The 25,857-nt window shown below is 58.7% G+C and carries 21 protein-coding genes; 15 read left to right on the top strand and 6 right to left on the bottom strand.

Features of this window, described 5'->3' with window-relative positions; all coding sequences use genetic code 11:
* Positions 1-55: 55 nt before the first annotated feature.
* The 3 genes from ACR0DS_RS01645 to ACR0DS_RS01635 all read left to right on the top strand — a co-directional run bounded on the left by ACR0DS_RS01645 (position 56) and on the right by ACR0DS_RS01635 (position 3,677).
* The gene (locus ACR0DS_RS01645; protein ID WP_480557528.1) at positions 56-2,191 is read left to right on the top strand and encodes a malate synthase G; all 2,136 of its coding nucleotides are present in this window, start codon (positions 56-58) and stop codon (positions 2,189-2,191) included.
* A gap of 57 nt (positions 2,192-2,248) precedes the next feature.
* A complete protein-coding gene (locus tag ACR0DS_RS01640) occupies positions 2,249-2,674 on the top strand; it encodes a GlcG/HbpS family heme-binding protein (protein ID WP_480481817.1) in 426 nt (141 codons plus the stop codon).
* A 223-nt stretch (positions 2,675-2,897) separates the two neighbouring features.
* Positions 2,898-3,677, top strand: a complete 780-nt coding sequence (locus ACR0DS_RS01635) for a gamma-glutamyl-gamma-aminobutyrate hydrolase family protein (protein WP_267364284.1) — start codon at positions 2,898-2,900, stop codon at positions 3,675-3,677.
* Positions 3,678-3,736: 59 nt separating this feature from the next.
* On the opposite strand, the gene ACR0DS_RS01630 is transcribed toward ACR0DS_RS01635, so the two are convergent.
* Complete coding sequence (locus ACR0DS_RS01630) at positions 3,737-5,977, bottom strand: xanthine dehydrogenase family protein molybdopterin-binding subunit (RefSeq protein WP_480557526.1); 2,241 nt, start codon at positions 5,975-5,977, stop codon at positions 3,737-3,739.
* A gap of 3 nt (positions 5,978-5,980) precedes the next feature.
* Positions 5,981-6,445 carry a (2Fe-2S)-binding protein gene (locus ACR0DS_RS01625; RefSeq protein ID WP_480506281.1) on the bottom strand — a complete coding sequence of 155 codons (465 nt, stop codon included), beginning with the start codon at positions 6,443-6,445 and terminating at the stop codon, positions 5,981-5,983.
* A gap of 98 nt (positions 6,446-6,543) precedes the next feature.
* Here ACR0DS_RS01625 and ACR0DS_RS01620 point away from each other — a divergent pair, with 98 nt between their 5' ends.
* Positions 6,544-7,122, top strand: coding sequence for a TetR/AcrR family transcriptional regulator (locus ACR0DS_RS01620; RefSeq protein ID WP_480557524.1), 579 nt, complete (start codon positions 6,544-6,546; stop codon positions 7,120-7,122).
* Here the strand turns inward: ACR0DS_RS01620 and kynU are convergent.
* On the bottom strand, positions 7,115-8,308 hold the full coding sequence (gene kynU / locus ACR0DS_RS01615; RefSeq protein WP_480557522.1) for a kynureninase: 1,194 nt from the start codon (positions 8,306-8,308) through the stop codon (positions 7,115-7,117). The two genes, ACR0DS_RS01620 and kynU, sit on opposite strands and share 8 nt — an antisense overlap.
* 172 nt (positions 8,309-8,480) lie before the next feature.
* On the opposite strand from kynU, the gene ACR0DS_RS01610 reads away from it, so the two are divergent.
* The 6 genes from ACR0DS_RS01610 to ACR0DS_RS01585 all read left to right on the top strand — a co-directional run bounded on the left by ACR0DS_RS01610 (position 8,481) and on the right by ACR0DS_RS01585 (position 15,203).
* On the top strand, positions 8,481-8,930 hold the full coding sequence (locus ACR0DS_RS01610; RefSeq protein WP_267364290.1) for a methyltransferase family protein: 450 nt from the start codon (positions 8,481-8,483) through the stop codon (positions 8,928-8,930).
* 129 nt (positions 8,931-9,059) lie between these two features.
* Positions 9,060-10,631, top strand: coding sequence for a Re/Si-specific NAD(P)(+) transhydrogenase subunit alpha (locus tag ACR0DS_RS01605; RefSeq protein ID WP_480557520.1), 1,572 nt, complete (start codon positions 9,060-9,062; stop codon positions 10,629-10,631).
* A 13-nt stretch (positions 10,632-10,644) separates the two neighbouring features.
* Positions 10,645-12,099 carry an NAD(P)(+) transhydrogenase (Re/Si-specific) subunit beta gene (locus tag ACR0DS_RS01600; protein ID WP_480557518.1) on the top strand — a complete coding sequence of 485 codons (1,455 nt, stop codon included), beginning with the start codon at positions 10,645-10,647 and terminating at the stop codon, positions 12,097-12,099.
* A gap of 155 nt (positions 12,100-12,254) precedes the next feature.
* A complete protein-coding gene (locus ACR0DS_RS01595) occupies positions 12,255-12,611 on the top strand; it encodes a VOC family protein (RefSeq protein ID WP_480557517.1) in 357 nt (118 codons plus the stop codon).
* Positions 12,612-12,720: 109 nt separating this feature from the next.
* Positions 12,721-13,998, top strand: coding sequence for a DUF3422 family protein (locus ACR0DS_RS01590; protein ID WP_480557515.1), 1,278 nt, complete (start codon positions 12,721-12,723; stop codon positions 13,996-13,998).
* 68 nt (positions 13,999-14,066) lie between these two features.
* Positions 14,067-15,203: an MFS transporter gene (locus ACR0DS_RS01585; RefSeq protein WP_480557513.1), complete on the top strand. Its 1,137-nt coding sequence runs from the start codon at positions 14,067-14,069 to the stop codon at positions 15,201-15,203.
* Positions 15,204-15,210: 7 nt separating this feature from the next.
* Here ACR0DS_RS01585 and ACR0DS_RS01580 read toward each other — a convergent pair whose 3' ends face one another.
* From ACR0DS_RS01580 to ACR0DS_RS01570, 3 genes are all read right to left on the bottom strand, one after another.
* On the bottom strand, positions 15,211-16,191 hold the full coding sequence (locus ACR0DS_RS01580; protein ID WP_480557511.1) for an ABC transporter permease: 981 nt from the start codon (positions 16,189-16,191) through the stop codon (positions 15,211-15,213).
* Entirely contained in the window at positions 16,184-17,191 is a 1,008-nt protein-coding gene (locus ACR0DS_RS01575; RefSeq protein WP_480557509.1) for an ABC transporter permease, read from the bottom strand. Before ACR0DS_RS01575 ends, ACR0DS_RS01580 begins: the two co-directional genes overlap by 8 nt.
* A gap of 95 nt (positions 17,192-17,286) precedes the next feature.
* Positions 17,287-18,993, bottom strand: coding sequence for a peptide ABC transporter substrate-binding protein (locus tag ACR0DS_RS01570; RefSeq protein WP_480557507.1), 1,707 nt, complete (start codon positions 18,991-18,993; stop codon positions 17,287-17,289).
* A 285-nt stretch (positions 18,994-19,278) separates the two neighbouring features.
* Here ACR0DS_RS01570 and ACR0DS_RS01565 point away from each other — a divergent pair, with 285 nt between their 5' ends.
* Genes ACR0DS_RS01565 through ACR0DS_RS01545 form a run of 5 tightly spaced genes read left to right on the top strand, consistent with a single transcriptional unit; the run spans position 19,279 to position 25,847 of the window.
* Positions 19,279-21,099 carry an ABC transporter ATP-binding protein gene (locus ACR0DS_RS01565; protein ID WP_480557505.1) on the top strand — a complete coding sequence of 607 codons (1,821 nt, stop codon included), beginning with the start codon at positions 19,279-19,281 and terminating at the stop codon, positions 21,097-21,099.
* Positions 21,100-21,103: 4 nt separating this feature from the next.
* On the top strand, positions 21,104-22,270 hold the full coding sequence (argE, locus tag ACR0DS_RS01560; RefSeq protein ID WP_480557503.1) for an acetylornithine deacetylase: 1,167 nt from the start codon (positions 21,104-21,106) through the stop codon (positions 22,268-22,270).
* Positions 22,271-22,313: 43 nt separating this feature from the next.
* Positions 22,314-23,480 (top strand): M20 aminoacylase family protein, encoded by a 1,167-nt coding sequence (locus tag ACR0DS_RS01555; RefSeq protein WP_480506288.1) that lies wholly within the window; start codon positions 22,314-22,316, stop codon positions 23,478-23,480.
* Positions 23,481-23,495: 15 nt separating this feature from the next.
* Entirely contained in the window at positions 23,496-24,659 is a 1,164-nt protein-coding gene (locus tag ACR0DS_RS01550) for a M20 aminoacylase family protein (RefSeq protein WP_480557501.1), read from the top strand.
* A 24-nt stretch (positions 24,660-24,683) separates the two neighbouring features.
* Entirely contained in the window at positions 24,684-25,847 is a 1,164-nt protein-coding gene (locus tag ACR0DS_RS01545) for a M20 aminoacylase family protein (RefSeq protein ID WP_267362899.1), read from the top strand.
* The last annotated feature ends 10 nt before the right edge of the window (positions 25,848-25,857 follow it).

Raw genomic sequence — 25,857 nt, 5'->3', positions numbered from 1 at the left:
TTCGGCCTAAGTCACTTACGCATACAATGGCACACAATCGCGGGAGAGCAGGAAGATGAGTGGCAGACAAACCCTGAGCGGGCTGCAGATCGATCCAATACTGGCAGAGTTTATCGAGACGCGGGCATTGCCGGGTACGGGTGTGTCGGCGCAGGATTTCTGGGCGGGTCTGGCGCGACTGGTGTCTGAACTGGGGCCGAAGAACCGCGCGCTTCTGGCCAAGCGCGCCGAGATTCAAGGGCGCATCGACAGCTGGCATATTGCGCGCGAGGGTCAGAGCATTGATCCCACTGACTATCAGGCTTTTCTAAAGGAAATTGGTTATCTGGTCGAGGAAGGCGACGGGTTTCAGATCGACACGACGCATGTCGACCCCGAGATTGCGCTGACGCCGGGTCCGCAACTGGTTGTGCCGATCACCAACGCGCGCTTTGCGCTGAACGCGGCGAACGCGCGATGGGGCAGCCTGTATGATGCGCTTTATGGCACCGATGCGATAGGCGATCTGCCAACAGGCGGTGAGTATGATGCGGCGCGCGGTGCACGGGTGATAGTCTGGGCGAAAGCCTTTCTGGATGACTCTGTACCTCTGGCTGGTGGGTCTTGGGTCGACGTGTCGGGACTGCATGTCGAAGAAGGTGTTCTTTCCCCAGCACTGGCAAACCCTGCTCAATTTGTTGGTTTCGGTGGCGCGGCTGACAAGCCGGATTTTGTGCTGCTGAAAAACAATGGCCTGCATGTTCAGATCATGATCGATCCGACTGGCGCTATCGGTGCCACTGATCGCGCAGGTATCGCCGATGTCCGGCTGGAATCCGCCCTTTCAACGATTATGGACTGCGAGGACTCGGTCGCTTGTGTTGATGCGGCAGACAAGGTCGTGGCCTATGGCAACTGGCTGGGCCTGATGAAGGGTGATCTGACCGAAGACGTCACCAAGGGCGACACCACATTTACCCGCAAACTGGCAGAGGATCTGACCTTCACCACACCGACAGGTGAGCAGGCGACCCTGAAAGGTCGTTCGCTGATGCTGGTGCGGAATGTCGGCCACTTGATGACGAACCCGGCCGTTCTGGACGCCGAAGGGCGCGAGATTGGCGAGGGGCTGATGGACGCGCTCTGCACCACTCTGATCGCAATGCATGACCTGCAACGGGATGGGGGTAACTCGGTCGAAGGGTCGGTCTACGTGGTGAAGCCCAAGATGCACGGTCCGGAAGAGGTTGCCTTTGCGGTCGAGATTTTCGACATGGTCGAAGACATCCTTGGCTTGCCGCGCAACACCGTAAAGCTGGGGATCATGGATGAGGAACGCCGCACGTCGGTGAACCTGAAAGAATGCATTCGCGCCGCGAAATCGCGCGTGGCTTTCATCAATACCGGTTTTCTGGACCGCACTGGCGATGAAATTCACACCTCGATGGAGGCCGGGCCGATGCTGCCCAAGGGCGACATCAAGAACACGCCCTGGATTGCGTCTTATGAAGACCGCAACGTCGATATCGGTTTGGCCTGCGGCCTGAAAGGCAAGGCGCAGATCGGCAAAGGCATGTGGGCGATGCCGGACCGGATGGGCGATATGCTGGAGCAAAAGATTAGCCATCCGCAATCTGGCGCCACCTGCGCCTGGGTGCCGTCGCCCACAGCTGCGACGCTGCACGCCACACATTACCACAAGGTCAACGTACTGGCCCGTCAGGACGAGATCGCAGCGGCGGGTGCCCGAGGAACGCTTGACGATTTGCTGACCATTCCTCTGCTGGGGGGCCGCAATCTTGGCGAGGCGGAAATCTCGCGCGAGGTCGAGAATAATGCACAAGGCATTCTGGGCTATGTCGTGCGTTGGGTCGATCAGGGCGTGGGATGCTCCAAAGTGCCCGACATCAACGACATCGGGTTGATGGAAGACCGTGCGACCTGCCGGATTTCGTCTCAGGCACTGGCCAACTGGCTGCATCATGGCATTGTCGACGAGGCACAGGTGATGGCTGCGATGCAGAAAATGGCGGCTGTTGTGGACCGCCAGAATGCAAATGATCCGGGTTATGCCCCTATGGCGCCGGGCTTTAACGGAATTGCTTTTCAGGCGGCTTGTGACCTTGTGTTCAAAGGCCGTGTGCAGCCCTCGGGCTACACCGAGCCGGTCCTGCACGCGCGCCGTCTGGAAAGGAAGGCAGCCACAGCGTAATACAAAGGGGGCGATCCGCCCCCTTTCTTCTTTCGACATGCAGACACAGGAATGCACATGGAAGTTTCCCTTCGCAAAGCCCGCACCATTATCCGCAAAGCGCTTGAGAAAGGCCGCGAGATGGAGCTGAAGCCACTTTCGGTGGTTGTTCTGGACGCAGGCGGCCACGTCATCGCGTTCGAGCGTGAGGATGATGCAGCACCGGGCCGCTTTGCGATCGCGCATGGCAAGGCATATGGCTCTGTCATGCTGGGCATGGCGGGCACGGCACAGATGCAACGGGCCGAGGCGCAAGCCTACTTTATGGCGGCGGTAAACGGAGTGTATGGCGGGCAGGTCGTACCAGTTCCGGGCGGGGTCTTGCTGCGGGGTCGAAAAGGGGACGTGATCGGTGCCGTAGGGGTGACCGGCGACACGTCAGAAAACGATGCTGCCGTTGCGATGGCGGGAATTGAGGCCGCCGGGTTGGACGGCGAGATTTAAGTCCGACCATTGAGAGCAGCTCCGTCAAAGCAATGACTTGGCGCATGTTTCCGACTTGAAGTTTTAGGCGGGGAAAGCGTGCCGAGACTGGGCTGATTGTCGGGAGAAAATTTGTGCACCCCTGAACACGTCCCTGCGCTGTCACGCAGGAGGTGTATTCTTGCACGACTGTGAAGCTGCGGTTAGCTTCCTTTTCAAGGGGATGTATAACAAGGAAAGCGGAATGTCTCGACCCGTTGTTGGTATTATCGGCAACTCATACCTCATGAACGATCAATACCCGACCCATGCAGGGGGGACGATGAATTCGGACGCTGTGGCGAACGTATCGGGATGTTTGCCGCTGCTGATCCCCGCCGATCCCCGTTATGTGTCGGTTGAGGAGTTGCTGGAGGTTTGCGACGGCTTTCTTCTGACCGGCGGTCGCCCCAATGTGCATCCCGAAGAATATGGTGAACCTGCAACCGAGGCGCATGGAGAGTTTGACCGCGCGCGTGACGCGATCACCTTACCACTGGTTCGGGCCTGTGTGGAACGGGGTCAGCCGTTTCTGGGCATTTGCCGTGGATTTCAAGAGGTCAACGTGGCCATGGGTGGAACGCTCTATCCGGAGATTCGCGATCTGCCGGGGCGGATGAACCACCGGATGCCGCCCGATGGTACACTTGAGGAAAAATTTGCGCTGCGCCACGTGGTGAAACTGACGGAAAACGGTGTGTTCCACGACTTGTTTGGTGCGCAGGAGGTCATGACAAACACGCTGCACGGGCAGGGGATCAAGTGCATCGGACAGCGTGTGGTGATCGATGGGCATGCGCCGGATGGAACGCCCGAGGCGATCTACATCAAGGACGCGCCCGGATTTACGCTGTCCGTGCAATGGCATCCCGAATGGGATGCGATCAACGACCCGGTTTCACGCCCCTTGTTCGAAGCCTTCGGCATGGCTGTGCGGGGATGGGCGGCGGGGATTGCCTGTCAGGCAGTTCAGAAAACAGCCTGACTTGGGCACCGGACCGTGCGGGCGCGCGACGGACCGGTGCAGGGGAAGGTAAATGGCAATCAGACCAGCAGATTGAACTGATTGACCAGCGGCAGGCTGCGCGCGCGTTTTCCCGTCAAATCAAACAGGGCGTTGCCCAGTGCGGGCATCGAGGGGGGCGTGCCGGGCTCACCAGCGCCGCCCATATGGCGATTGGTCTCCAGAACGCGCACCTCGACTTGTGGCGCAGTATGCATACGAAGGGCGTCATAGTCGGGGAAATTGAACTGCTCGACTTCCCCGTCGGCAAAGGTAATCTCGCCGAAACACGCGGCTGACAGGCCATACATCATGCCGCCAAACATCTGCGCCTTGACGTTTTCCGGGTCCAGCGCCAGCCCCATGTCGCAGGCGATCCAGGCCTTGTGGATGCGGATGGCACCGTTTTCGTCGACCACTTCGATAACCTGAGCCACCGGAGTGCCGAAGCTGTAGGTGAAGGCCACGCCACGGCCTACACCGTCAGGTGTTTTTCCGGTCCAGTTGGACATTTCCCTGACCGCCTCCAGACATCCTGCAGATGGGGCATGTTCGGTTCTCATCAGTTCTAGCCGGAAGTCCAGCGGGTCGCGCCCTGCGGCATGGGCCAATTCGTCCATGAAGGTCTCGTGGAAAAAGCCGTTGTGGCTGTTGCCGACCGAACGCCAGAAGCCCACCGGGACAGCCAGATCAGCGACGTGGCCGCTCATCCGGTAGTTTGGCACGGCGTAAGGCTGGTTGAAGAACCCTTCGACCAGCACTTTGTCGGGTCCGCCTCCGGGGAAGCCGGTGTAACGCTCGACCGCCTGTTGCGTGCAGGACTGCGATGCAACCTTGCCGTCAATAAGAACGGCCTTGCCGTCCTGAACAGCGCCGCGCATCCGGGCGATGGCGCCGGGGCGGAAGTAGTCGTGACGCATGTCTTCTTCGCGGCTCCAGGTTGTTTGGACCGGTGTGCCAGGCATGGCCATGGCGACCTTGGTGGCGATTTCTCCGAAATCCAGTTCGCCCCGGCGGCCAAACCCTCCCCCCAGATAGGTGGTGTGAATCTGAACAGCCTCAGTGTCCAGATTTGCGGTATTCGCAGCGCGAAAACGGATCAGCGTCGGGGCCTGATTGCCGCACCACAGTTCCAGAGCGTTTCCGGTATAGAGCGCGGTGGCATTCATCGGCTCCATCGTGGCGTGCGCCAGATAAGGCACTTGGTATTCGGCAGTGACCTCGGTTGCGCCATCCGGCGTCGCGCTGACATCGCCATCATCGCGCATGGTCGAGTTCGGCGCTTCGTCAAACGCCTCTGCAATCTTTGAGAATATGCCATCGGTATCAGGTGGATATGGCGCATCGCCCCAGGCGATCTCAACAGCCTCAACCGCCTGATTGGCCAGCCATGTGTTGTTCGCGATCACGGCAACACCTGTGCCCAGATCAACAACCTTTTCGACCCCGGGCATGGATATTGCACCACTGTCGTCAAAGCTGTTCATCGCGCCGCCCAGTTTGGGGTTCATGCGCACGGCAGCAAATTTCATACCGGGCAGGCGAACATCGATGCCGAACTCGGCAGTGCCTGTCACTTTGCCCACCATGTCCAGTCGCGGTTGTGTCCGTCCCAGATAACGCCATTCGGACGGGTCTCGCAAAGGTACCTCGACGGGTTCCAGTCCGGCCGCTTCCACTGCAAGATCGGTATAAGCGATCTTGTCACCGGTCGGCGCGATGACATGGCCTGAAGCTGTTTTCAGATCCGAGGGGTCGATACCCAACCGATCAGCGGCGGCGCGTTTCAGCGTTTCACGGGCCGAAGCACCGGCTTGCCGCATCCTCTCGAACCCGTCCTTCATCGAGGTGGAGCCGCCTGTGACCTGCAGGCTAAGGGCCTTGCCAAGAACCCCCAGTGCTTCACCTAAGTTGTGTTGGAAGTCCGAGATGTCGTAGCCCTTGTTTGGCAGTCCCTCGCCCATCATGGCTGAGTTGTAATAGGCGGCGGCTGCCGGACCGTGCAGAACGGTGATCTGATCCAGATCGACATCCAGTTCTTCGGCGATCAGCGCGGCCCACGTGGTTTTCACGCCCTGTCCCATCTCGGCACGGGGCGCGAACAGGGTGATGCCATTCTGATCGATCAGTACGAAGGGGTTCAGGGCCGCTTCACCCTCTTTCGGTTTCAGCGGGTTGGGGGCAGGGCGGGTGACATAATACGCGCCAAAGGCGACGCCGCCGACAATTGCGGCTGAGCCGATCAGGAACGTGCGGCGGATAATTTTGCCAACAGAAGCCATCTCTTACGCCTCCTTCAACTTGGAGGCTGCGTCGTGGATCGCGGCCCGGATGCGGGGGTAGGTGCCACAGCGGCACAGGTTTCCCTGCATCGCCTCATCGATCTCTGCGTCCGTGGGCGCAGGGTTTTCCGCAAGCAGGGCAGCGGCCTGCATGATCTGGCCCGACTGGCAATAGCCACATTGCGCCACCTGATGATCAGCCCAGGATTGCTGGATCGTAGCCAGTGCTTCTGGCGTGCCGACGCCTTCGATTGTGGTCACGTCACCCCAGACATCCGACAGCGCCACTTGGCACGAGCGTACCGCCTCGCCATCGATATGAACCGTACAGGCGCCGCAAGCAGCGACGCCACAGCCAAACTTGGTGCCGGTCAGGCCAACCTCATCCCTCAGAACCCAAAGCAGGGGGACATCATCCGGCAGGTCGATCTGATGAGGGGTTCCGTTAATCTTCAGGGCCGTCGCCATGGCGCACCTTTTGTAACTGTGGCAGGTTCTGACATAATGGTTGTAAAGTGTCAGTCTGTCAATTGACAAATTAAACAAAAAATGTCAGAGATTTGCGCATGAAAGATACGAGTGACGAATCCCGGCAGAAAGCGATCCTAGCATCTGCTTTTCAGGCCTTTTCCGCATACGGGTTCCGCAAGACCTCGATGGATGACATTGCGCGCGGTGCGGGGATGTCACGGCCAGCGGTTTATCTGTATTACAGGAACAAGGAAGCGATCGTTCGCAAGCTGACTGAACGGCATTACGAGGAAAAGTCCGCAACGGTGGCCGAGGCGCTGAACAGCGAAGGCTCGGTTTCGGACATTGCCAGAAAGGCCATTCGTGCCCAGACCGAGGGCATGGCTGCGATTTTGGCGTCGCCGCATGGGCTTGAGATGCTGGACACGACCAAATCCATGGCCATCGACATTGTCGAACGGGGCGAAGGTGAACTAACCGCGCTTTATGCCGAATGGCTGAGGCGAGAGCAGGGTGCCGGCCGCGTTCGTCTGTTCGACACGCCTGAAGAAACGGCGAAAACACTTACGGTCACGCTGAAGGCGATCAAGCTGACTGCGTCAGACGCCGAGGAATTTGAAAGGCGCACCAACCAGTTGGCGGCCCTGATCGGGGCCGGGCTGGAAATCAGGTAACGCGCTGCCGGGTTTTGTACTCAGGCGTGTCCCAAAGCTTGTTCTGCATGACATCCGCCAGAATCCCGACTGCACGCTCGACATCGCTTTCATCGATATACAGCGGCGTGAAACCAAACCGCATTGTGTCAGGTGCGCGGAAATCTCCGACGACGCCACGCGCGATCAGCGCTTGCATCGCGGCGTAGCCTTCCTTGAAGCGGAATGAAACCTGACTGCCACGCTGCTCGGGAACACGCGGACTGTCCAATTGCAAGTCTGGGCAGGTTGCCTCGACCTGACGAATGAAAAGCTCGGTCAATTCAATGGATTTGGCGCGCACATCCGCCATGTCGGCCATATCCCAGATGTCCATGGCCGCCGAAAGTGCGGTCATTTGGATGATCGGAGGTGTTCCAACGCGCATACGCTCAATCCCGCTTCCGGGGCGATAGTCCAGGTCAAAGGCAAAGGGCGCTTCGTGCCCCAGCCAGCCGGACAGGGCCGGGCGCACACTATCTGCAAGTCGGGGCGCAACATAAATGAACGCGGGCGCACCGGGGCCGCCATTGAGGTATTTATAGGTACACCCGACTGCGAAATCTGCATTGCACCCTGCAAGGTCGACGGGGATGGCCCCTGCGGAATGCGCCAGATCCCAAACCGTCACGACACCGTTGGCGTGGGCCAGTTCCGTCAGCGCCTTCATGTCGTGCATCCGGCCCGTGCGGTAATCCACTTCGGTCAGCATCAGGACTGCGACCTCTTCGGTGATTGCATCTGCGACGTCCTGCGGGTCGACGACGCGCAGTTCGTATGGGCTCCCAAGGGATCGCAGCAGGCCATCGACCATGTACAGGTCTGACGGAAAGTTCCCATTGTCAGAAAGCACAACCTTGCGGGCCGGGTTCAGTTCAAGGGCTGAGGACACGGCCTGATAAACCTTGATCGACAGGGTATCGCCGGTCACGACGCTGCCTGGCTCGGCTCCGATCAGGCGGCCAATTCGATCTCCAAGCCCTGTGGGAAGGCCCATCCAACCGGCTTTGTTCCAGCCGGTGATCAGCATCTGCCCCCATTCCTCGGTCAGCATGTTCTGCACACGAGACGCAGCCGTTTTAGGCAGCGGGCCCAAAGAGTTGCCGTCCAGATAAATCACGCCCTCGGGCAGGTCGAACATGGCTTTGGTTGCTGCAAAATCGGTCATGAAGGCTCACTCACTTGTGTGGTCGTCTTTTGTTGCATTTGGGGTAGCCGATCCTGACATGTCTGTCTATCGATGCGACATACTGGTCTTTTGCTAATCTGGCCGAAAAACGGTAGGACGTCGGTCAGAAGCGACATATACCCGACACTGTCGTCGTTCATGAGGGCTTAGAATGCGCTGGATAGATGTACCGCCAGTTTGGTTGATCGCTTTTGCGGTGCTGGCATGGGCACAAGCCAGATACATGGCGCTGGGCCTGTCACTTGAGAGCGGCCTGACCGACCTTCTCAGTGGAGTTCTGATCGGCGGTGGCGTTCTGATGGCCGTTCTGGCCATTGTCGAGTTTCGCCGCCATAAAACAACCGTCATTCCCCATGAGACACCGACCGCGATGGTGCAAACGGGCATCTACAAACGCAGTCGAAACCCGATCTACGTCGGGGACGTACTGATTCTTGCGGGTTTGATTCTGCGGTTTGACGCCGTGTTGTCACTGGTTTTGGTTCCGGTCTTCGTCTGGGTGCTGGAGCGCCGGTTTATCCTGCCGGAAGAAGACCGCCTGCGCCGGCAGTTCCGCACGGATTTCGCACGCTATGAACGCAAGACGCGGCGTTGGATCTAAGGTGGCTGATTTTGTGATGTTACGTAAAAAATGCTGCGCTTGCGAAATAATGTTGCGCAGGATACATCTTTGCTTAACAAAGAATACCGACCACCCGCTCGGACAGAGTAAAAATTAGGGGGACTGCCAGTGAAGATAGGCACGCCAAAGGAAATACTGGACGGTGAGAACCGGGTTGCAATGACGCCCGACTCGGCCGTGCAATTGCAGAAACTGGGCTATGAGTGCCTGATCGAGAAAGGCGCGGGCGCGGCTGCCGGTTTTTCGGATGCCGCATACGAGGCCGTAGGCGTTGAGGTGGTCAAGACCGCAGCGTCGCTGTGGAAGGCCGCGGATATCATTGCCAAGGTTCGTATCCCGACCGAGGCCGAACTGAAACGATTGACCAAGGGCAAGACCCTGATTTCGTTCTTCAATCCTGCGGGCAACGAAGAAGGAATGGAGCTGGCCAAATCCAAGGGCGCCAACGTGATCGCCATGGAGATGGTACCACGCATTTCGCGCGCGCAGAAGATGGATGCGCTGTCGTCGATGGCAAATATCGCAGGCTATCGCGCCGTGATCGAGGCAGGCAACAACTTTGGCCGTTTCTTCACCGGCCAGGTGACCGCCGCCGGTAAAGTTCCTCCTGCCAAGGTGCTGATCGTTGGGGCCGGTGTGGCCGGTCTGGCCGCAATCGGGACGTCCACGTCGCTGGGCGCGATCACCTACGCGTTCGACGTGCGCCCTGAAGTGGCCGAACAGGTCGAATCGATGGGGGCTGAGTTCGTCTATCTGGACTTCGAAGAAGAGCAGCAGGACGGCGCGGCCACAGGCGGGTATGCCTCGGTCCAGTCGGAAGAATTCCGCAACGCCCAGCTGGCCAAGTTCCGCGAACTTGCGCCCGAGATGGACATCGTTATCACCACCGCCCTGATCCCCAACCGTCCGGCGCCCAAGCTGTGGCTGGAGGATATGGTCAAGGCGATGAAGCCGGGCTCGGTCATCGTTGACCTTGCGGCCGAGCGTGGCGGGAACGTCGAAGGTACCGTGCCGGACGAAAAGGTTGTAACGCCCAACGGCGTGACCATCATCGGTTATACCGACTTCCCCAGCCGGATGGCGGCGCAGTCGTCGTCTCTGTACGCGACCAACATCCGTCACATGATGACTGATCTGACGCCTGAAAAGGACGGTCAGATCAATCACAACATGGAAGACGATGTGATCCGCGGCGCGACCGTGACGCATGAAGGTGAAATCACCTTCCCACCGCCACCGCCCAAGATTCAGGCGATCGCCGCGCAGAAGAAGCCCGAGGTCAAGGAACTGACCCCGGAAGAGAAAAAGGCGCAGGAGATTGCGGCCTTCAAGGCGCAGACCAAGCAGCAGTTTACATTGTTGGGTGTTGGTGGCGCGCTGATGCTGCTGGTGGGGCTGGTTGCCCCGGCCAGCTTCATGCAGCATTTCATCGTCTTCGTGCTGGCCATTTTCGTAGGCTTCCAGGTGATCTGGAATGTCTCGCACAGCCTGCATACGCCGCTGATGGCGATCACCAACGCGATCTCGTCGATCATCATCGTTGGGGCCTTGATGCAGATCGGATCGGGGTCGTTCCTGGTCATTCTGCTGGCGGCACTGTCCGTCTTCATGGCCGGGATCAACATTTTCGGCGGCTTCCTCGTAACCCGGCGCATGCTCGCCATGTTCCAGAAATCTTAAGGAGGCCGGGCACATGGAATTTGGCTTCACCACTGCCGCCTACGTCGTTGCGGCTGTTCTGTTCATCCTTTCCCTTGGCGGGTTGTCGAACCAGGAAAGCGCCAAGCGCGCGGTCTGGTACGGTATTGTCGGTATGGCGCTGGCGGTCTTTGCCACGCTGGTTGGTCCCGGTTCTGGGCTGTGGCTGCTGTCGATCCTGCTGATCATTGGCGGCGGTCTGATCGGTCAGTACGTGGCGCAGCGCGTCCAGATGACCGAGATGCCGCAGCTGGTCGCCGCGATGCATTCACTGGTCGGTCTGGCGGCTGTGTTTGTCGGCTTCAACGCGCATTTTGAAATCGGCAACGTGGCACAAGTCATGGCAATTGTGGATACGGCGAAAGAGGCGAATCTGCATGATCTGGGCACCTTTGCCAAACTTATCGCCAAGAAGACGCCGGCCGAACTGGCAATCCTGCATGTGGAACTGTTCCTAGGCATCTTCATTGGTGCGATCACCTTTACCGGCTCGGTCGTGGCCTATGGCAAGTTGGCGGGTAAGTTGACTTCGGCGGCGACGAAGCTGCCCGGTGGTCATGCGCTGAACGCGGCGGCAGCGGGTCTCTCGCTGATCTGTCTGATCTGGTACACTGCGTCTGGCGGGCTGTTGCCGCTGATCCTGATGACCCTGGCGGCGCTGTTCATCGGTTATCATCTGATCATGGGTATCGGTGGCGCGGACATGCCGGTGGTTGTGTCGATGCTGAACAGCTATTCGGGCTGGGCCGCGGCGGCGATTGGTTTCTCGCTGGGCAATGACCTGCTGATCGTGGTCGGTGCGCTGGTGGGCTCAAGCGGTGCGATCCTGTCCTACATTATGTGCAAGGCGATGAACCGTCACTTTGTCAGCGTGATCCTGGGCGGCTTTGGCGGCACTTCCGGTCCGCAGATGGAAGTTGAGGGCGAGCAGGTGGCCATCGAGGCGGATGGCGTTGCTGCTGCCCTGAACGATGCCGACAGCGTGATCATCATCCCCGGCTATGGGATGGCGGTTGCGCAGGCACAGCAATCGGTTTCCGAACTGGTCCGTAAGCTGCGCGCCAAGGGTAAAGAGGTTCGTTTTGCGATCCACCCGGTCGCGGGTCGTTTGCCGGGCCATATGAACGTGCTGCTGGCCGAGGCGAAGGTGCCCTATGACATCGTTCTGGAAATGGACGAGATCAATGACGACTTCCCGGATACGGATGTGGCCATCGTTATCGGCTCGAACGACATCGTGAACCCTGCGGCGCAGGAAGATCCCAACAGCCCCATCGCCGGTATGCCGGTTCTGGAATGCTGGAAGGCCAAGCAGGTCTTCGTGTCAAAACGTGGTCAGGGTACAGGGTATTCGGGTATCGAAAACCCGCTGTTCTTCAAGGAAAATACCCGCATGTTCTATGGCGACGCCAAAGCGTCGCTGGACAAGCTGCTGCCGATGATCGAGTGATTAACCGGTTTGATCCAATTGCAAAGGGCGCCTTTGGGCGCCCTTTTCTTTTTTTGTGCTGTTGGGGGCTTTGCCCCCAAACCCCCAGGATATTTATGGCCAGATGAAGCGGGCGGGTTGTGATATACTCGATGCACGTGTGGTAGGAGCGAAACATGCAGAAAGTGAACGGTATTGGGGGCGTATTCTTTCGGGCCAGTGATCCCGAGGAATTGAGCCGTTGGTACGAAGAACATCTGGGCGTAAACCACTATGATCCGGTGCCCTGGAAGCAGCGCGAAGGGTATACGGTGTTTGCGCCGTTCGCGCAGGACACCGAGTATTTCGGAAACCCGGATCAGCAATGGATGATCAATTTTCGGGTCGACGATCTGGGCGCGATGATACAGCAGCTTGAAGCTGCCGGAATCGCTGTTGAGACCCGCCCCGACTGGGACAGTGAAATCGGAAAGTTCGCGCGACTTCACGATCCGGAAGGAAATCCGATCGAGCTGTGGCAGCCAAATCAATGAGATAGTCGGTTTGTATACCTTTGTATTCGTGTAAGTATATGAAATAAAATAAGAATTGATGTCTCCGAGTTGTGACGTATAGTGCGGACACCGCTATCGGAGCCTCGGAATGACGCCAATCGATGATCACCCGCTGCGCTATGCGCTGGCCAATGAACTTCATGCCCGCCCGTTTCCGGCCGCCGATACGCCGTGCACGGTCGCATTTATTGCGATCAAGAAGCCTGAAGCAGCCGTCGCTCGGGACCGCAGTCAGGATATCGCCCATCTGATCGATCTGCTTGACCGGCATGGGGCGCAACATCCGCAGCCGGGGGCCACGCATTATGCCGGGCAGATCGGACGCCATTGGCTGAAATGGGAGCAGCACACAGAGTTTGTCACCTATACGGCGATTGTGCCGAACGTCAGCGGCCGCCCCTTCAACCCGGCTGATTTCGAAGTGTTTCCCCCAGATTGGCTGATGGCCAGCCCGGGCCAGAGGATCACTTCGCTGCTAATGCGGGTGGTGCCGCGCCCGGAAGATGCAGCTGTAAAGGTCGCTCTGGCTGATTGGTTCGAACCTGAAAGTCTGGCGGTGTCGCGGGTGTTGGATGCTTCGGCGATTTGCGCCAGTGATTTCCGCATCGACCCGGCTGGTCACATGCGTTTTGCCCTGTTCGTGACCGAAGGCACGGGCACGCGCCGCACGGGGCGTATTATCCAGCGGCTGTGCGAGATCGAGACATACAAGGCGATGTCGATGCTTGGCTTTGCCCGCGTCAAACAATTGGCCCCCCGGATCGAGGAACTGGACGCCCAGCTGGCGAAGCTGATGGTTGAAATGACGGATGACACCACACCACCAGAAGCGCTGTTACCTCAATTGCTGGCCACATCGACCGAGCTCGAGACCATTTCGGCCCGCAGTTCGTTCCGATTTGGGGCAACCGGCGCTTATGAGGCGCTGGTGAATCAACGGATCGACGTCCTGCGCGAGGAAAGGTTCGAAGGCGGCCAAAGCTTTGCCGATTTCATGATGCGCCGTTATGACCCTGCGATCCGTACCGTGAAATCAACCGAACGCCGCCTGCAGGCGCTGTCTGACCGGGCGATCCGTGCGGGTGAGTTGCTGCGCACAAGGGTGGACGTCGAGCGGAGTGCACAAAATCAGGCCCTGTTGGAAAGCATGGATCGTCGGGCTGATCTTGCCTTGCGCTTACAACACACGGTCGAGGGGCTTTCTGTAGTGGCCATCAGTTATTACGCGGTCTCACTTGTTGGCTATCTTCTGTATCCGTTGACGGCCACAGGGATAAGCAAGGGAATGCTGACGGCGGCGGCGACGATCCCGGTTGTAGCGGGCGTATGGTTCGCCGTTCGGCGTATCCGCAAACGCCTGGGTTAAGCTGCAATTGCCAATTTGCGCCCAACCTGTAGAACGGGTGGGGCGGGCAGACAGCACGAGGTTCTCTGTTGATTGGCGTTTTCTCGGCATGGCGGGCAGTTGCGGCCATGTTCATCCTGAACGGGGCCTTGTTTGGCATCTGGGCCTCGCGCATTCCGGCCGTGCGCGACCGGTTGGAGCTGTCCCATGACGCGTTGGGGTACGGGTTGTTGTTCATGGCGGCCGGGGCTGTCTGTTCGTTTCCGGTCACGGGGCGGTTGACGGATCGGTATGGCGCAGTCGCGGTAACCCGGATAGTGGCTGTTCTGTACACGCTGTCGCTGGTCCTGCTTGCTGTTGCTGGCGGGTTTTGGGCGCTGGCGTTTTGTTTGTTTGTTTTTGGCACCTTTCACGGATCGATGGATGTGGCGATGAATGCCTGGGCCGCCGAGGTCGAGCAGGCATATGACAAACCTGTAATGTCGTCATTCCACGCCATGTGGAGCCTTGGGGCCGGTCTTGGCGCGCTCAGCGGGTACGTGGCTGTTCAGATGGGGCTGACGGTTCTGGTGCATTTCCTATTGGCGGGTGGCGCGGTTGTTGCCTTCGCGCTGGCCTTGTCGTGGGTGCGTTGGACGTCGAATCGGTCCGAACGGTCAAAAAGCTCGGTTTTTGCTTTGCCCTCGGGCGCGCTGATACTGGTCGGATTCGCGGCCATGTGCGGTGCATTGGGTGAAGGCGCCGTCGCAGACTGGAGCGCGATTTTCCTGCGAGACGTTTCCGGGGCGCCCGAAAGTGTTGCCGCATTGGGCTATGCCGTGTTTTCCGTGACGATGGTGGCGTTTCGCCTAGCAGGCGCGATTGTCATTATGCGGTTTGGTCCTGCTGCGACGGCCCGGTTCGGCGGGATCTGCGCGGCGTTGGGCGTTTTCGCTGTGGTTTCTTCGGTTGCGCCCTTGCCCGCATTGGCGGGGTTTGCGCTGATGGGCATAGGGTATGCGGTGATCATGCCGCTGGCGTTCAGCCGTGCAGCCAGTGATCCACATGTGCCGCCGGGGCAAGCCATCGCAAGTGTCGCTACGCTGGGATATGGCGGGCTGTTGATTGGGCCGCCGCTGATCGGATTCTTGGCGGAACTGTTCGGCCTGCGTCTGGCGTTCGCCGTGCTGTTGCCATTGGCCGTTCTGATCGTGCTGTTGGCCGGCGCGCTGAGGCGCGCCGACTAAACTTGTTTCAGCGTCCGCGAATGCGGGGATCCAGTGCGTCGCGCAGCCCGTCACCCAGATAGTTGACGCTCAGCACCGTCAGCGAGATCGCAAGGCCGGGCCAAATCACACGTTCTGGATATTGCTGCAGGTAGTCCACGCCATCTTGTAATAACCTCCCCCAGGTCGGAAAATCTGGAGGAAAGCCGAGTCCAAGAAAAGACAGCGCGCTTTCTGTGATGATCGCTGTGGCAATACCCAGCGTTGCCGACACCATGATGGGCGACAGCACGTTGGGTAGGATGTGGCGCATTATTATCTGCGAATTGCTGGTGCCAATCGAGCGGGCGGCAAGCACGAATTCGCGCTCTTTGATGGCCAGCACGTCGCCGCGCACGATCCGCGCCGTAGGCATCCACGAGGTGATGCCGATGGCACTGACGATCAGAATGAAGATCCCGCGCTCCAGTCCGAATGCGGCTGACAGAGGCTCGCGGAACAGAAGCATCATAACCAGCAACAACGGCAGCAAGGGCAGGGCAAGAAACAGATCGGTCAGGCGCATCAGCGGCCCATCGAGCCGTCTGAAGAATCCTGCCAGAACGCCGATGAACGAACCCAGGAACAGCGCCAGCAACATCGCGGTTATGCCAACCGAGACTGAGGTTTGACCACCCGACATCATGCGCGCAAGAATGTCGCGACCCAATTGGTCGGTGCCAAAGGGATGCGCCCAACTGGGCCCCTGATTGCGCGACCGGATATCGATCTGGGTTGGATCAATGCTCCACAGATACGGGCCCAGATAGACACCGGCAACGATGATGATAAACAGGATCGCCCCGACCATTGCGCCTTTGTGGGTCTTGAACTGATCCCACACATCGCGCCATTGGCTGCGGGGAGGGGTGGCCAGTTCTTCCATCACGCCGGCCGTTGGCAAGGCTGTCGAGGCAGGTGCAAATCCTTCGTCCGGGACCAGTGTATCGGTACGATCATGATCAGTCATATCGAATCCTCGGGTCCAGAATGCCGTAAAGTACGTCAGCGATCAGGTTGAACAGCACGATCAGTACGGCAAAGATGAAGGTCAGGGTTTGCACCATCGGCAGATCATTGGCCTGAATCGCTCCGATCAGCAGCTGACCGATGCCATTCACTTTGAACACCTGCTCGGTGATGATGGCGCCACCAAAGATGGACGGAATACCCAGCGCAATCACGGTGACCACCGGGATCATCGAGTTTCGCAGAACGTGAACCATGACCACGGTGTATTCGCTGAGACCCTTGGCGCGGGCGGTGCGAACATAATCCTGATTGAGGTTATCCAGCATGGACGCGCGCATGAACCGGCTGAGCTGCGCTGTAATCTGCAAGGCCAGAACCATGACCGGCATGATCATCTGTTTGAGTTGCACAACGAAACTGTCCCAGCTGTTGACCACCAGCGTGGTGTCATAGATCGACGGGAACCAGCCCAGCTGGACCGAGAATATGACGATCACCAGAACACCCGAGAAGAAGGGTGGAACGGAAAAGCCAACCATCGACACGAAGGTACCCATCTGATCGAACCAGGAATATTGGCGGTAGGCCGAATAGATGCCGATGGGCAGCGCGATCAGGATGGCGACCACATAGGCGGTGCCGACAACCCACAGGGTCTGCGGGATACGCTGAACGACGATGTCCATGACCGGCGAACGGGTCTGCCATGAAATCACGCGCAGGTCGCCTTCGGAGAAGGTTGTACCGAATACGGAGTCGACCAATACCTGCGGTTCTATCCAGAAGAACTGCACGATCCATTTCCAGAACCGGATATGCATCGGCTGGCCGAGGCCAAGCGCCTCGCGCATCCGTTCGCGCACGTCCGCAGGTACGGTCAGCGGCTGGCTGGCCATCGGATCGCCGGGCGCAAGTTCCAGAAGCAGGAAAATAATGAGGCTGATGAACAGCAGCGTGGGTACGGCCAGCACCAGTCGTCGAATGGTGAAGTTGAGCATTCAAAGGTGCCTTTGCAGATGCGTCATTTTGTTGGAGCGCTCGTGTAATGCCGCGCCCCGATGAGGATCGGGGCGCGGTTTCTCACTTGTGAAGTTTAGGAACCGGTTTTGCGATACCAGTCCGCGACGTTCCACATTTCGCTGTCCCAGACATTCAGGACAACGCCGCCCAAGGTATTGGAATGGGCAGAGATACGACCGCGATGAACCAGCGGAATCATTGCGCCGCCTTCAACCGCCAAATCGTTCATTTTGCGGCCCAGTTCCGCGCGCTTGTCGAAATTGGCGGTCTTGGCAAGCTGGGCGTGCATCGCATCATACTCTTCGCTGCACCAGCGCGAGATATTCTGTCCCTGCCATTGCGAATCCGGGCGCGGCGCATCCGAGCACAGCAAGTTGGCCAGATACACCTGCGGGTCGGTGCCCGAGAAGGTATTGGCGTACATCTCAACATCGGCATAGAACTTCTGGAAGGTATCGGGCGAGCCCGGATCACCGCCAAAGAAGACCGATGCGTTGATGTTGCGCAGCTCGGATTCGATGCCGATCTGGCTCCACCATTCCTTGATCAGCGCCTGGAAATCCTGACGGACGGCGTTGGTCGAGGTCTGATAGACGATTTTCAGCGGAACGCCGTCTTTTTCGCGGATGCCGTCGCCGTTGGTATCAACGATCCCCGCATCATCCAGCAGCTTTTTCGCGCCTTCGATATCCTGCTTGTCACAGGTCATCGAGGTCGAGTTGAACGCAGCTGGGGCCGGAACCCAGTTACAGGTCACCTTGCCCGCCTGACCATAGCCGACCTCGACCAGCAGCGGACGGTCGATGGCCAGCGACATCGCTTTGTAAACCGCCGGATCGGTCAGGAACGGGTGCGGATGCTGGGCCGTTGACCGCTCGCCTTCCGGCAGATCGGGCGACGGGTTGGTCTGGTTCAGCATGATACGCTCGACCAGCGGACCAAAGCCCGCGACCGGGGTGCCTTTGCCGCCTTCCTGCATCTGCGCGATCACTTCGGGCGCAAGTTGCAGGTTCCAGGCATAGTCGAACTCGCCTGTTTCCATCACCGCGCGGCCAGCCGCCGTTGCATCGCCGCCACCTTTGAAGGTCACACTGGCAAATGCGGGCTTGGCAGGATCGCGATAGTTTTCATTCGCCGCCAACGTAATCACGTCGTTTGGCCGGAACTCGGTTACCGTGAACGGGCCGGTGCCGATCGGGTTAAAGTTGGCGTCCGTGCATTCCGGAGCCCGCGCGCCCAGGCATTCTGCAAACTGGGCGGCCTGAAGGATCGGGCTTTCACCGCCGACAAACGGGCCATAGGGGTTGGGGGTTGGGCTTTCGAAGTTTACCACAACCGTCAGATCGTCGGGTGTTTCCACACTGGAGACACCTTCAAATTTCACAAGCTGGGCGCAACCGCCTTCGGGATGCGTGCAGTATTCATGTGTGAACTTGACATCGGCGCTGGTGAACGGGCTGCCGTCTGACCAGACAAGGCCGGATGTAATTTTCCATGTGATCGAGGTCAGATCCTCGGACACGCCGCCGTTTTCAACGGTCGGAACTTCGTCGATCAGCCAGGGCACAAGTTCGCCATCTTCGTTATATCGCGCAAGGGGTTCGATAACCAACGCGGAGGCATCGATATCCTTGGTGCCGCTGGACAGGTAGGGATTCATGATCGACGGGGCCTGCCAGTAAATGATGCTGACATTGCCGTCCGATCCGCGCTCGGCAAAGGCCGCAGGGGCCATCGCCGTGCTTGCAATCGCACCAAGCAAAAGGGTTTTGATTTTCATAAGTTACTCCCAAGTTGGACACGTTCGTGTCTCGATTATCTCCGCAAGGCCTGCGGGTTTGGCGTTGCCGCCCCAAGGTAAGGTTTTGATCAACAAAGATAATAGCGCTAACGATTTCAGTCTGCGCCGCCTCCCCAGGTCGGTTACATGGCGTATCGAAACAGAACCTGAGAAAAATGCAAGTAGTGCCGTCGCGAAAATGTGTAATGGGTTTGACTTTTCCCGGCGGCCCGCCTTAGCGTTCGGAATTCAGAAAAAGAATACCGTCGTCAAGGGAGCGCGCGCGTGCTGGATCAGCCTATTGCACAGATTAAAAAACTGCGGGTGGAGTTTCAGACGAAGGATGGCCCCATTGTCGGTGTTGAGGATGTCTCGTTCGAGATCAAACCGGGTGAAACCGTTTGTATCGTTGGCGAATCGGGCTCGGGGAAGTCGGTGTCGTCGCTGTCGCTGATGCGGCTGGTCGAGTTCGGAGGCGGCGAAATCGCTGGTGGTGAACTTCTGTTTGACCGCCGCGACGGGAGCGAGATGGACCTGTCCAAAGCCGATCCGGATCTGATGAAACAGATTCGCGGCAACGAGATCGGGATGATTTTTCAGGAGCCGATGACGGCGCTTAATCCGGTTTTTACCGTTGGCCGCCAGTTGACCGAAGGTCTGCGCATCCACAAGCAGATGTCGAAGGCGCAGGCCGAGGACCGGGCGCTTGAATTGCTGCGCCAGGTTCGCATCCCCGAGCCCGAGCGTCGTCTGAAACAATACCCGCACGAGTTGTCGGGCGGGATGCGCCAGCGTGTCGTCATCGCGATGGCCATGGCCTGCGAACCCCGCCTGCTGATCGCCGATGAACCCACCACAGCGCTGGACGTGACCATTCAGGCCGAGATCCTGGCCCTGATGGACCGCCTGAAGCGGGAAACCGGAACTGCGGTGATGTTCATCACCCACGACATGGCTGTGGTTGCCCAGATGGCTGACCGCGTGGTGGTGATGTTCCGTGGCAACAAGGTCGAAGAGGGGACCGTCAAGGAAATCTTTGAAAACCCGCAGCATGATTACACCAAGGCCCTTTTGGCCGCAGTACCGAAGCTGGGTGAAATGCAGGGCAAGTCGGCACCCGAACCGATGAAGTTGCTGGGTGTCGAGGGGCAGAAAATTGCGCCCATACACGGAACTGAAGAGGTTTTGCTGACGGTAAAGAACCTGACCACGCGGTTTCCTGTCAAAGGTGGTCTTCTGCGGCGCACGATCTCGAATGTTCATGCGGTCGAGGATGTGTCGTTCACACTGAACAAAGGTCAGACACTCAGCCTTGTGGGCGAATCCGGGTGCGGCAAGTCCTCGGCCGGGCGTTCGATCCTGCGGCTGGTCGAGCCGATGGCGGGTGAGGTCAATCTGGACGGTGTCGATATCATGAAGCTGGACCCGTCCGGCCTGCGCAAGGCGCGGCTGGACATGCAGATGATCTTTCAGGACCCGTTCGCCTCGCTGAACCCACAGATGCAGTTGGTCGATCAGGTTGCTGAGCCGATGCGCAACTATGGCGTGGCGTCGGGATCCGAATTGCAGGACCGCGTCGCGCAATTGTTTGACAAGGTGCAGCTGCCGCGCAGCTTCATGCGTCGTTTCCCGCATGAAATGTCCGGGGGACAGCGTCAGCGGATCGCGATTGCCCGCGCACTGGCCCTCAACCCCAAGCTGATCATCGCGGATGAGGCAGTCTCGGCCCTCGACGTGTCAGTTCAGGCGCAGGTTCTGAACCTGATGATGGAGCTGCAGTCCGATTTGGGGCTGTCCTATCTGTTCATCAGCCATGACATGGCCGTGGTTGAACGTGTCAGCCACTATGTCGGTGTTATGTATCTGGGCCGCATTGTGGAACTGGGCCCGCGTGCGCGTGTGTTCGAAAACCCGCAACACCCCTATACGCAGGCATTGATGAAGGCAGTTCCGATTGCTGACCCGAACAAGCGAAAGACAGAAAAAGACCTGAACTTCAAACCGATCCCGTCACCGATTCACCCTGTCGACTACAAACCGGAACCCTCGCAATATCAAGAGGTTGAGCCGGGTCACTTTATCCTGACCACCGACAGTGGGTACTGACACGATGGCCAGGCGCCTGACGCCGCTTGAGATCATGACCAAGCTGATCTCATTCCCAACCGTGAGTCGTGACACCAACCTGCCATTGGTCGACTGGGTGGAAGAATACCTGCGAAGCCATGGGATCACGTCACACCGCTGGCCTGATCCGGATCAGCCGCATAAGGCGGCGATCTTTGCGCATGTCGGCCCTTTTGAAGAAGGCGCAGTTTTGCTGTCCGGGCACACGGATGTCGTGCCGGTTGACGGGCAACCCTGGGACACCGATCCCTTCACGGTGACCGAGAAGGACGGCAAATATTTCGGGCGCGGCACGTGCGATATGAAAGGGTTTGATGCGTTTGCCATCTGGGCGCTGGTCGAGGCGCATTACGCAAATGTGAGACGACCGCTCCAACTTGCGCTGAGTTTTGATGAGGAAGTCGGGTGTACCGGAGCGCCGCCAATGATCGAGGCGATGCAGGGCGTTCTTCCCAAAGGCTCGGCGGTGATCGTGGGTGAGCCATCGATGATGCAGGCGGTAACGGGTCACAAGGGCGGGTTCGGCTTTGACACCCATATCGTCGGGTTCGAAGTTCACAGCTCGATCATGCACACAGGCGTTAACGCGATCATGGCAGCGGCCCCGCTGATCGACTGGGCCAACCAACAGAACGCGCGAAACATGGCGGCGCAACCCAGCGCGGTTGCTGCCGTGTTCGATCCGCCCTGGACAACCTGCCATGTCGGTATGATTGAAGGCGGAACAGCCCATAACATTACCGCTAAAGACTGCCGGTTCATGATGGATTTCCGGACTGTGCCCGATGAAACGCAGGCCCAATGGCGCGATGCCTATTTCGAACAGGTTCGGCACATTGAGGCTCAGATGCAGGCTGTTCACCCGGATACCCGCATCGAACTGAGTGAAAACTTCGCGATTCCGGGGTTGATCCCGGAAGAGGATGGTGAAGCCGAAGCACTGGTACGCGCCCTGACCGGAGACAACGCAAGCCATGTGGTCAGTTACGGGACCGAGGCAGGTCAGTTTCAGGAGGCCGGGTATTCTGCCGTGATATGCGGACCCGGAGACATAGCGCAGGCCCATCAGCCGAATGAGTTCATTACGATTGAACAATTCGAAGCCGGTCATAAATTCATGCAGCGATTGGTTGAAAAACTATGCGCCTAGCCCGGTCTAAAATGGTGTCAGCGGTTGAGAGGGAGGTCTTGAGATGCCCGTAAAAAACAGACTTGCAAAAATGCATGGCGAGATCACCGAATGGCGTCGCCACCTGCACGCCCATCCGGAGCTGATGTATGACGTCCATGAAACTGCGGCGTTTGTCGCTGCCCGTCTGAAAGAATTTGGAGTGGACGAGATCACTCCGGGCGTTGGCAAAACGGGCGTTGTCGGGGTGATCAAAGGGCGCACGGACACGCAGGGGCGCGTCATCGGCCTGCGTGCAGACATGGACGCGCTTCCGATTGAAGAGGCGACAGGGCTGGACTATGCCTCGACCGTGTCGGGCAAGATGCACGCCTGCGGTCATGACGGGCATACTTCGATGCTGCTTGGGGCCGCGCAGTACCTTACCGAAACGCGCAATTTCGATGGCACCGTAGTTCTGATCTTCCAGCCTGCCGAGGAAGGCGGGGCCGGCGGTCTGGCCATGTGTCAGGACGGGTTGATGGACCGCTGGGGCATTCACGAGGTCTATGGCATGCACAATATGCCCGGTCTTCCGGTGGGAGAGTTCGCAATTCGCCCTGGCGCGTTGCTGGCCTCGTCCGATGAGTTTGAAATCACCGTCACTGGCAAGGGCGGACACGCCGCTGCACCGCACGAGGCAGTGGATACAACGCTGGTGGCCTCGCACATCGTTGTTGCCTTGCAATCGGTGGTGTCCCGGACCGTTGACCCGATCAAGCGAGTTGTCCTCACCGTTGGGACGTTTGTGACGGACAGCGTAGCGTCAAACGTGATAGCTCATACGGTTCGTTTGCAGGGAACCGTGCGGACACTTGACCCCGAATATCGCACAATCGCCGAAGAACGCGTGCGCCGGATCGCCGAGGATACGGCCTCGGCCTTTGGCGCGAAGGCGGAGGTTATCTGGACACCGGGATACCCGGTGACAGTGAATTCCGAGGCTGAGACGGGCTATGCGGCCGAGGCGGCAGCAGCGGTTGCGGGCAAGGTCAATGACAGCACGGACCCGATCATGCCGTCCGAAGATTTTGCCTATATGCTTGAAGAACGCCCCGGCGCGTACATCTTTATCGGGAACGGGGATACGGCCATGTGCCACCACCCGCAATACAACTTTGACGACGACGCGATCCCCGCCGGTTGCAGCTGGTTTGCCGAGCTTGTGGAACGACGATTGCCTGTCGCATGAAACAGGGAGAATGACATGCCGATCAAGAACCGTCTCGCAGAGATGCATGATGAGATCACCGGTTGGCGGCGTGACATTCACCAACACCCGGAAATTCTGTACGACACCCACCGCACCAGTGCGCTGGTTGCGGAAAAGCTGAACGAGTTTGGTTGCGACGAGGTCGTGACCGGCATCGGTCGCACCGGAGTCGTCGGGGTCATTCGCGGCAAAAGCGACACGCGGGGCCGTGTGATTGGCTTGCGCGCCGATATGGATGCCCTGCCGATGCAGGAACAGACCGGGTTGGACTATGCCTCAGAAATACCGAATGCGATGCATGCCTGCGGTCATGACGGGCATACTGCGATGGTTTTGGGGGCCGCCAAGTATCTGGCGGAAACCCGCAACTTTGATGGCACGGCAATTGTGATCTTTCAGCCTGCCGAAGAGGGTGGGAATGGCGCCGAGGCCATGTGCAAGGACGGTCTGATGGATCGGTTCGGCATTCAGGAAATCTATGCGATGCACAATGTGCCGGGTGTTCCCACCGGGCAGTTTGCCATTCGTTCGGGCCCGTTGCTGGCAGCGGCGGACGAGTTTGACATCCAACTTGAAGGGCGCGGCGGCCACGCGGCAAAACCTCATCAGACGATTGATACAACGGTGATGCTGTCGCAGCTGATCGTGGCGTTGCAGACGATCGTGTCGCGCAACGCGGATCCGATTTTGCAGGCCGTGCTGTCTGTGACCTCGGTCGAGACATCTTCGAAAGCGTTCAACGTGATCCCGCAATCGGCGCGGATACGCGGCACCGTTCGGACCCATTCCAACGAGTTGCGCGACCTGATCGAACAACGGCTGAAGGAAGTCTCGGAAGGGACCGCTGCAACATTTGGCGGGTCCGTGAACGTCACCTATACGCGCGGTGTTCCGGTGACGATCAATGCCGAAGCCCAGACGGGATATGCAGCAGAGGCTGCGGTGTCGGTCGGGGGCAGTTGCATTGAAGCGCCGATGGTGATGGGCGGCGAGGATTTCTCGTTCATGCTGGAAGAGAGGCCCGGTGCATTCATCGTTTTGGGCAACGGTGACAGTGCCGGGCTGCACCACCCCGAATACAATTTCAATGACGAGATCATCCCCATTGGGTGTTCGTGGTTTGCGGAAATGGTCGAGCGCCGGATGCCGGCGGCTTGACCTGAATCAGGAGAGAGAAAAGACATGCCAGTCAAGAACCGCTTTGCCGAATTGCAGAATGAAATCACGGAATGGCGAAGGGATTTGCACGAAAATCCAGAGATCCTGTTTGAGACCCACCGCACCAGCGCGAAGGTGGCCGAGAAGCTGAAGGAGTTCGGATGCGATGAGGTTGTGACCGGTATCGGACGTACCGGCGTTGTGGGGGTGATCAAAGGCAAGTCGGACAGCAAGGGAAAGGTGATCGGCCTGCGCGCAGATATGGATGCGTTGCCGATACATGAGGCAACGGGGTTGGACTATGCCTCGAAAACGCCGGGTGCGATGCATGCCTGTGGTCATGACGGGCACACCGCGATGTTGCTGGGGGCGGCAAAGTACCTGTCGGAAACCCGCAACTTTGACGGCACCGTTGTCGTGATCTTCCAACCTGCTGAGGAAGGGGGCGGCGGGGGCCGCGAAATGTGCGAAGACGGCATGATGGACCGCTGGAACATTCAGGAAGTCTACGGCATGCATAACTGGCCGGGACAGCCTGTCGGCAAGTTCGCAATCCGACCGGGGTCGTTCTTTGCGGCAACCGATCAGTTCGACATCACGTTTGAGGGTCGCGGCGGACATGCGGCCAAACCGCATGAGACCGTGGATACCACAGTTCTGGCAGCGCAGGCTGTCCTAACGCTGCAAACGATTTCTTCGCGCAATGCCGACCCGATCGATCAGGTCGTGGTTTCGGTGACGTCGTTCGAGACGTCATCAAAGGCTTTCAATGTGATCCCTCAGACCGTGCAGATCAAAGGCACGGTGCGCACCATGAGCAAGGGCATGCGGGATCTGGCTGAAAAGCGGATCAACGAGATTTGCAACGGTGTTGCGGCCACGTTTGGCGGCACCGCTGACGTGACCTACATTCGTGGATATCCGGTGATGGTGAACAGCGACGAGCAAACAGAGTTTGCGGCGGATGTGGCCCGGTCGGTGTCCGGTGATTGCGACGAGGCACCTTTGGTCATGGGGGGCGAAGATTTTGCCTTCATGCTGGAGGAACGTCCAGGCGCCTACATTCTTGTGGGCAACGGTGACACCGCAATGGTTCATCACCCGGAATACAATTTCAACGACGAAGCCATACCGGCCGGATGCAGCTGGTGGGCGGAGATTGTTGAACAGCGGATGCCAGCCGCTTGATGGAGAGGGT

The organism is Ruegeria sp. AF5 (assembly GCF_056541905.1).
This window is presented reverse-complemented; position numbering and strand designations above follow the sequence as displayed.

Coding starts and splice junctions, on each gene's coding strand:
- ACR0DS_RS01645 (WP_480557528.1), top strand. CDS start 56: ATGAGTGGCAGACAAACCCTGAGCGGGCTGCAGATCGATCCAATACTG.
- ACR0DS_RS01640 (WP_480481817.1), top strand. CDS start 2,249: ATGGAAGTTTCCCTTCGCAAAGCCCGCACCATTATCCGCAAAGCGCTT.
- ACR0DS_RS01635 (WP_267364284.1), top strand. CDS start 2,898: ATGTCTCGACCCGTTGTTGGTATTATCGGCAACTCATACCTCATGAAC.
- ACR0DS_RS01630 (WP_480557526.1), bottom strand. CDS start 5,977: ATGGCTTCTGTTGGCAAAATTATCCGCCGCACGTTCCTGATCGGCTCA.
- ACR0DS_RS01625 (WP_480506281.1), bottom strand. CDS start 6,445: ATGGCGACGGCCCTGAAGATTAACGGAACCCCTCATCAGATCGACCTG.
- ACR0DS_RS01620 (WP_480557524.1), top strand. CDS start 6,544: ATGAAAGATACGAGTGACGAATCCCGGCAGAAAGCGATCCTAGCATCT.
- kynU (WP_480557522.1), bottom strand. CDS start 8,308: ATGACCGATTTTGCAGCAACCAAAGCCATGTTCGACCTGCCCGAGGGC.
- ACR0DS_RS01610 (WP_267364290.1), top strand. CDS start 8,481: ATGCGCTGGATAGATGTACCGCCAGTTTGGTTGATCGCTTTTGCGGTG.
- ACR0DS_RS01600 (WP_480557518.1), top strand. CDS start 10,645: ATGGAATTTGGCTTCACCACTGCCGCCTACGTCGTTGCGGCTGTTCTG.
- ACR0DS_RS01595 (WP_480557517.1), top strand. CDS start 12,255: ATGCAGAAAGTGAACGGTATTGGGGGCGTATTCTTTCGGGCCAGTGAT.
- ACR0DS_RS01590 (WP_480557515.1), top strand. CDS start 12,721: ATGACGCCAATCGATGATCACCCGCTGCGCTATGCGCTGGCCAATGAA.
- ACR0DS_RS01580 (WP_480557511.1), bottom strand. CDS start 16,191: ATGACTGATCATGATCGTACCGATACACTGGTCCCGGACGAAGGATTT.
- ACR0DS_RS01575 (WP_480557509.1), bottom strand. CDS start 17,191: ATGCTCAACTTCACCATTCGACGACTGGTGCTGGCCGTACCCACGCTG.
- ACR0DS_RS01570 (WP_480557507.1), bottom strand. CDS start 18,993: ATGAAAATCAAAACCCTTTTGCTTGGTGCGATTGCAAGCACGGCGATG.
- argE (WP_480557503.1), top strand. CDS start 21,104: ATGGCCAGGCGCCTGACGCCGCTTGAGATCATGACCAAGCTGATCTCA.
- ACR0DS_RS01555 (WP_480506288.1), top strand. CDS start 22,314: ATGCCCGTAAAAAACAGACTTGCAAAAATGCATGGCGAGATCACCGAA.
- ACR0DS_RS01550 (WP_480557501.1), top strand. CDS start 23,496: ATGCCGATCAAGAACCGTCTCGCAGAGATGCATGATGAGATCACCGGT.
- ACR0DS_RS01545 (WP_267362899.1), top strand. CDS start 24,684: ATGCCAGTCAAGAACCGCTTTGCCGAATTGCAGAATGAAATCACGGAA.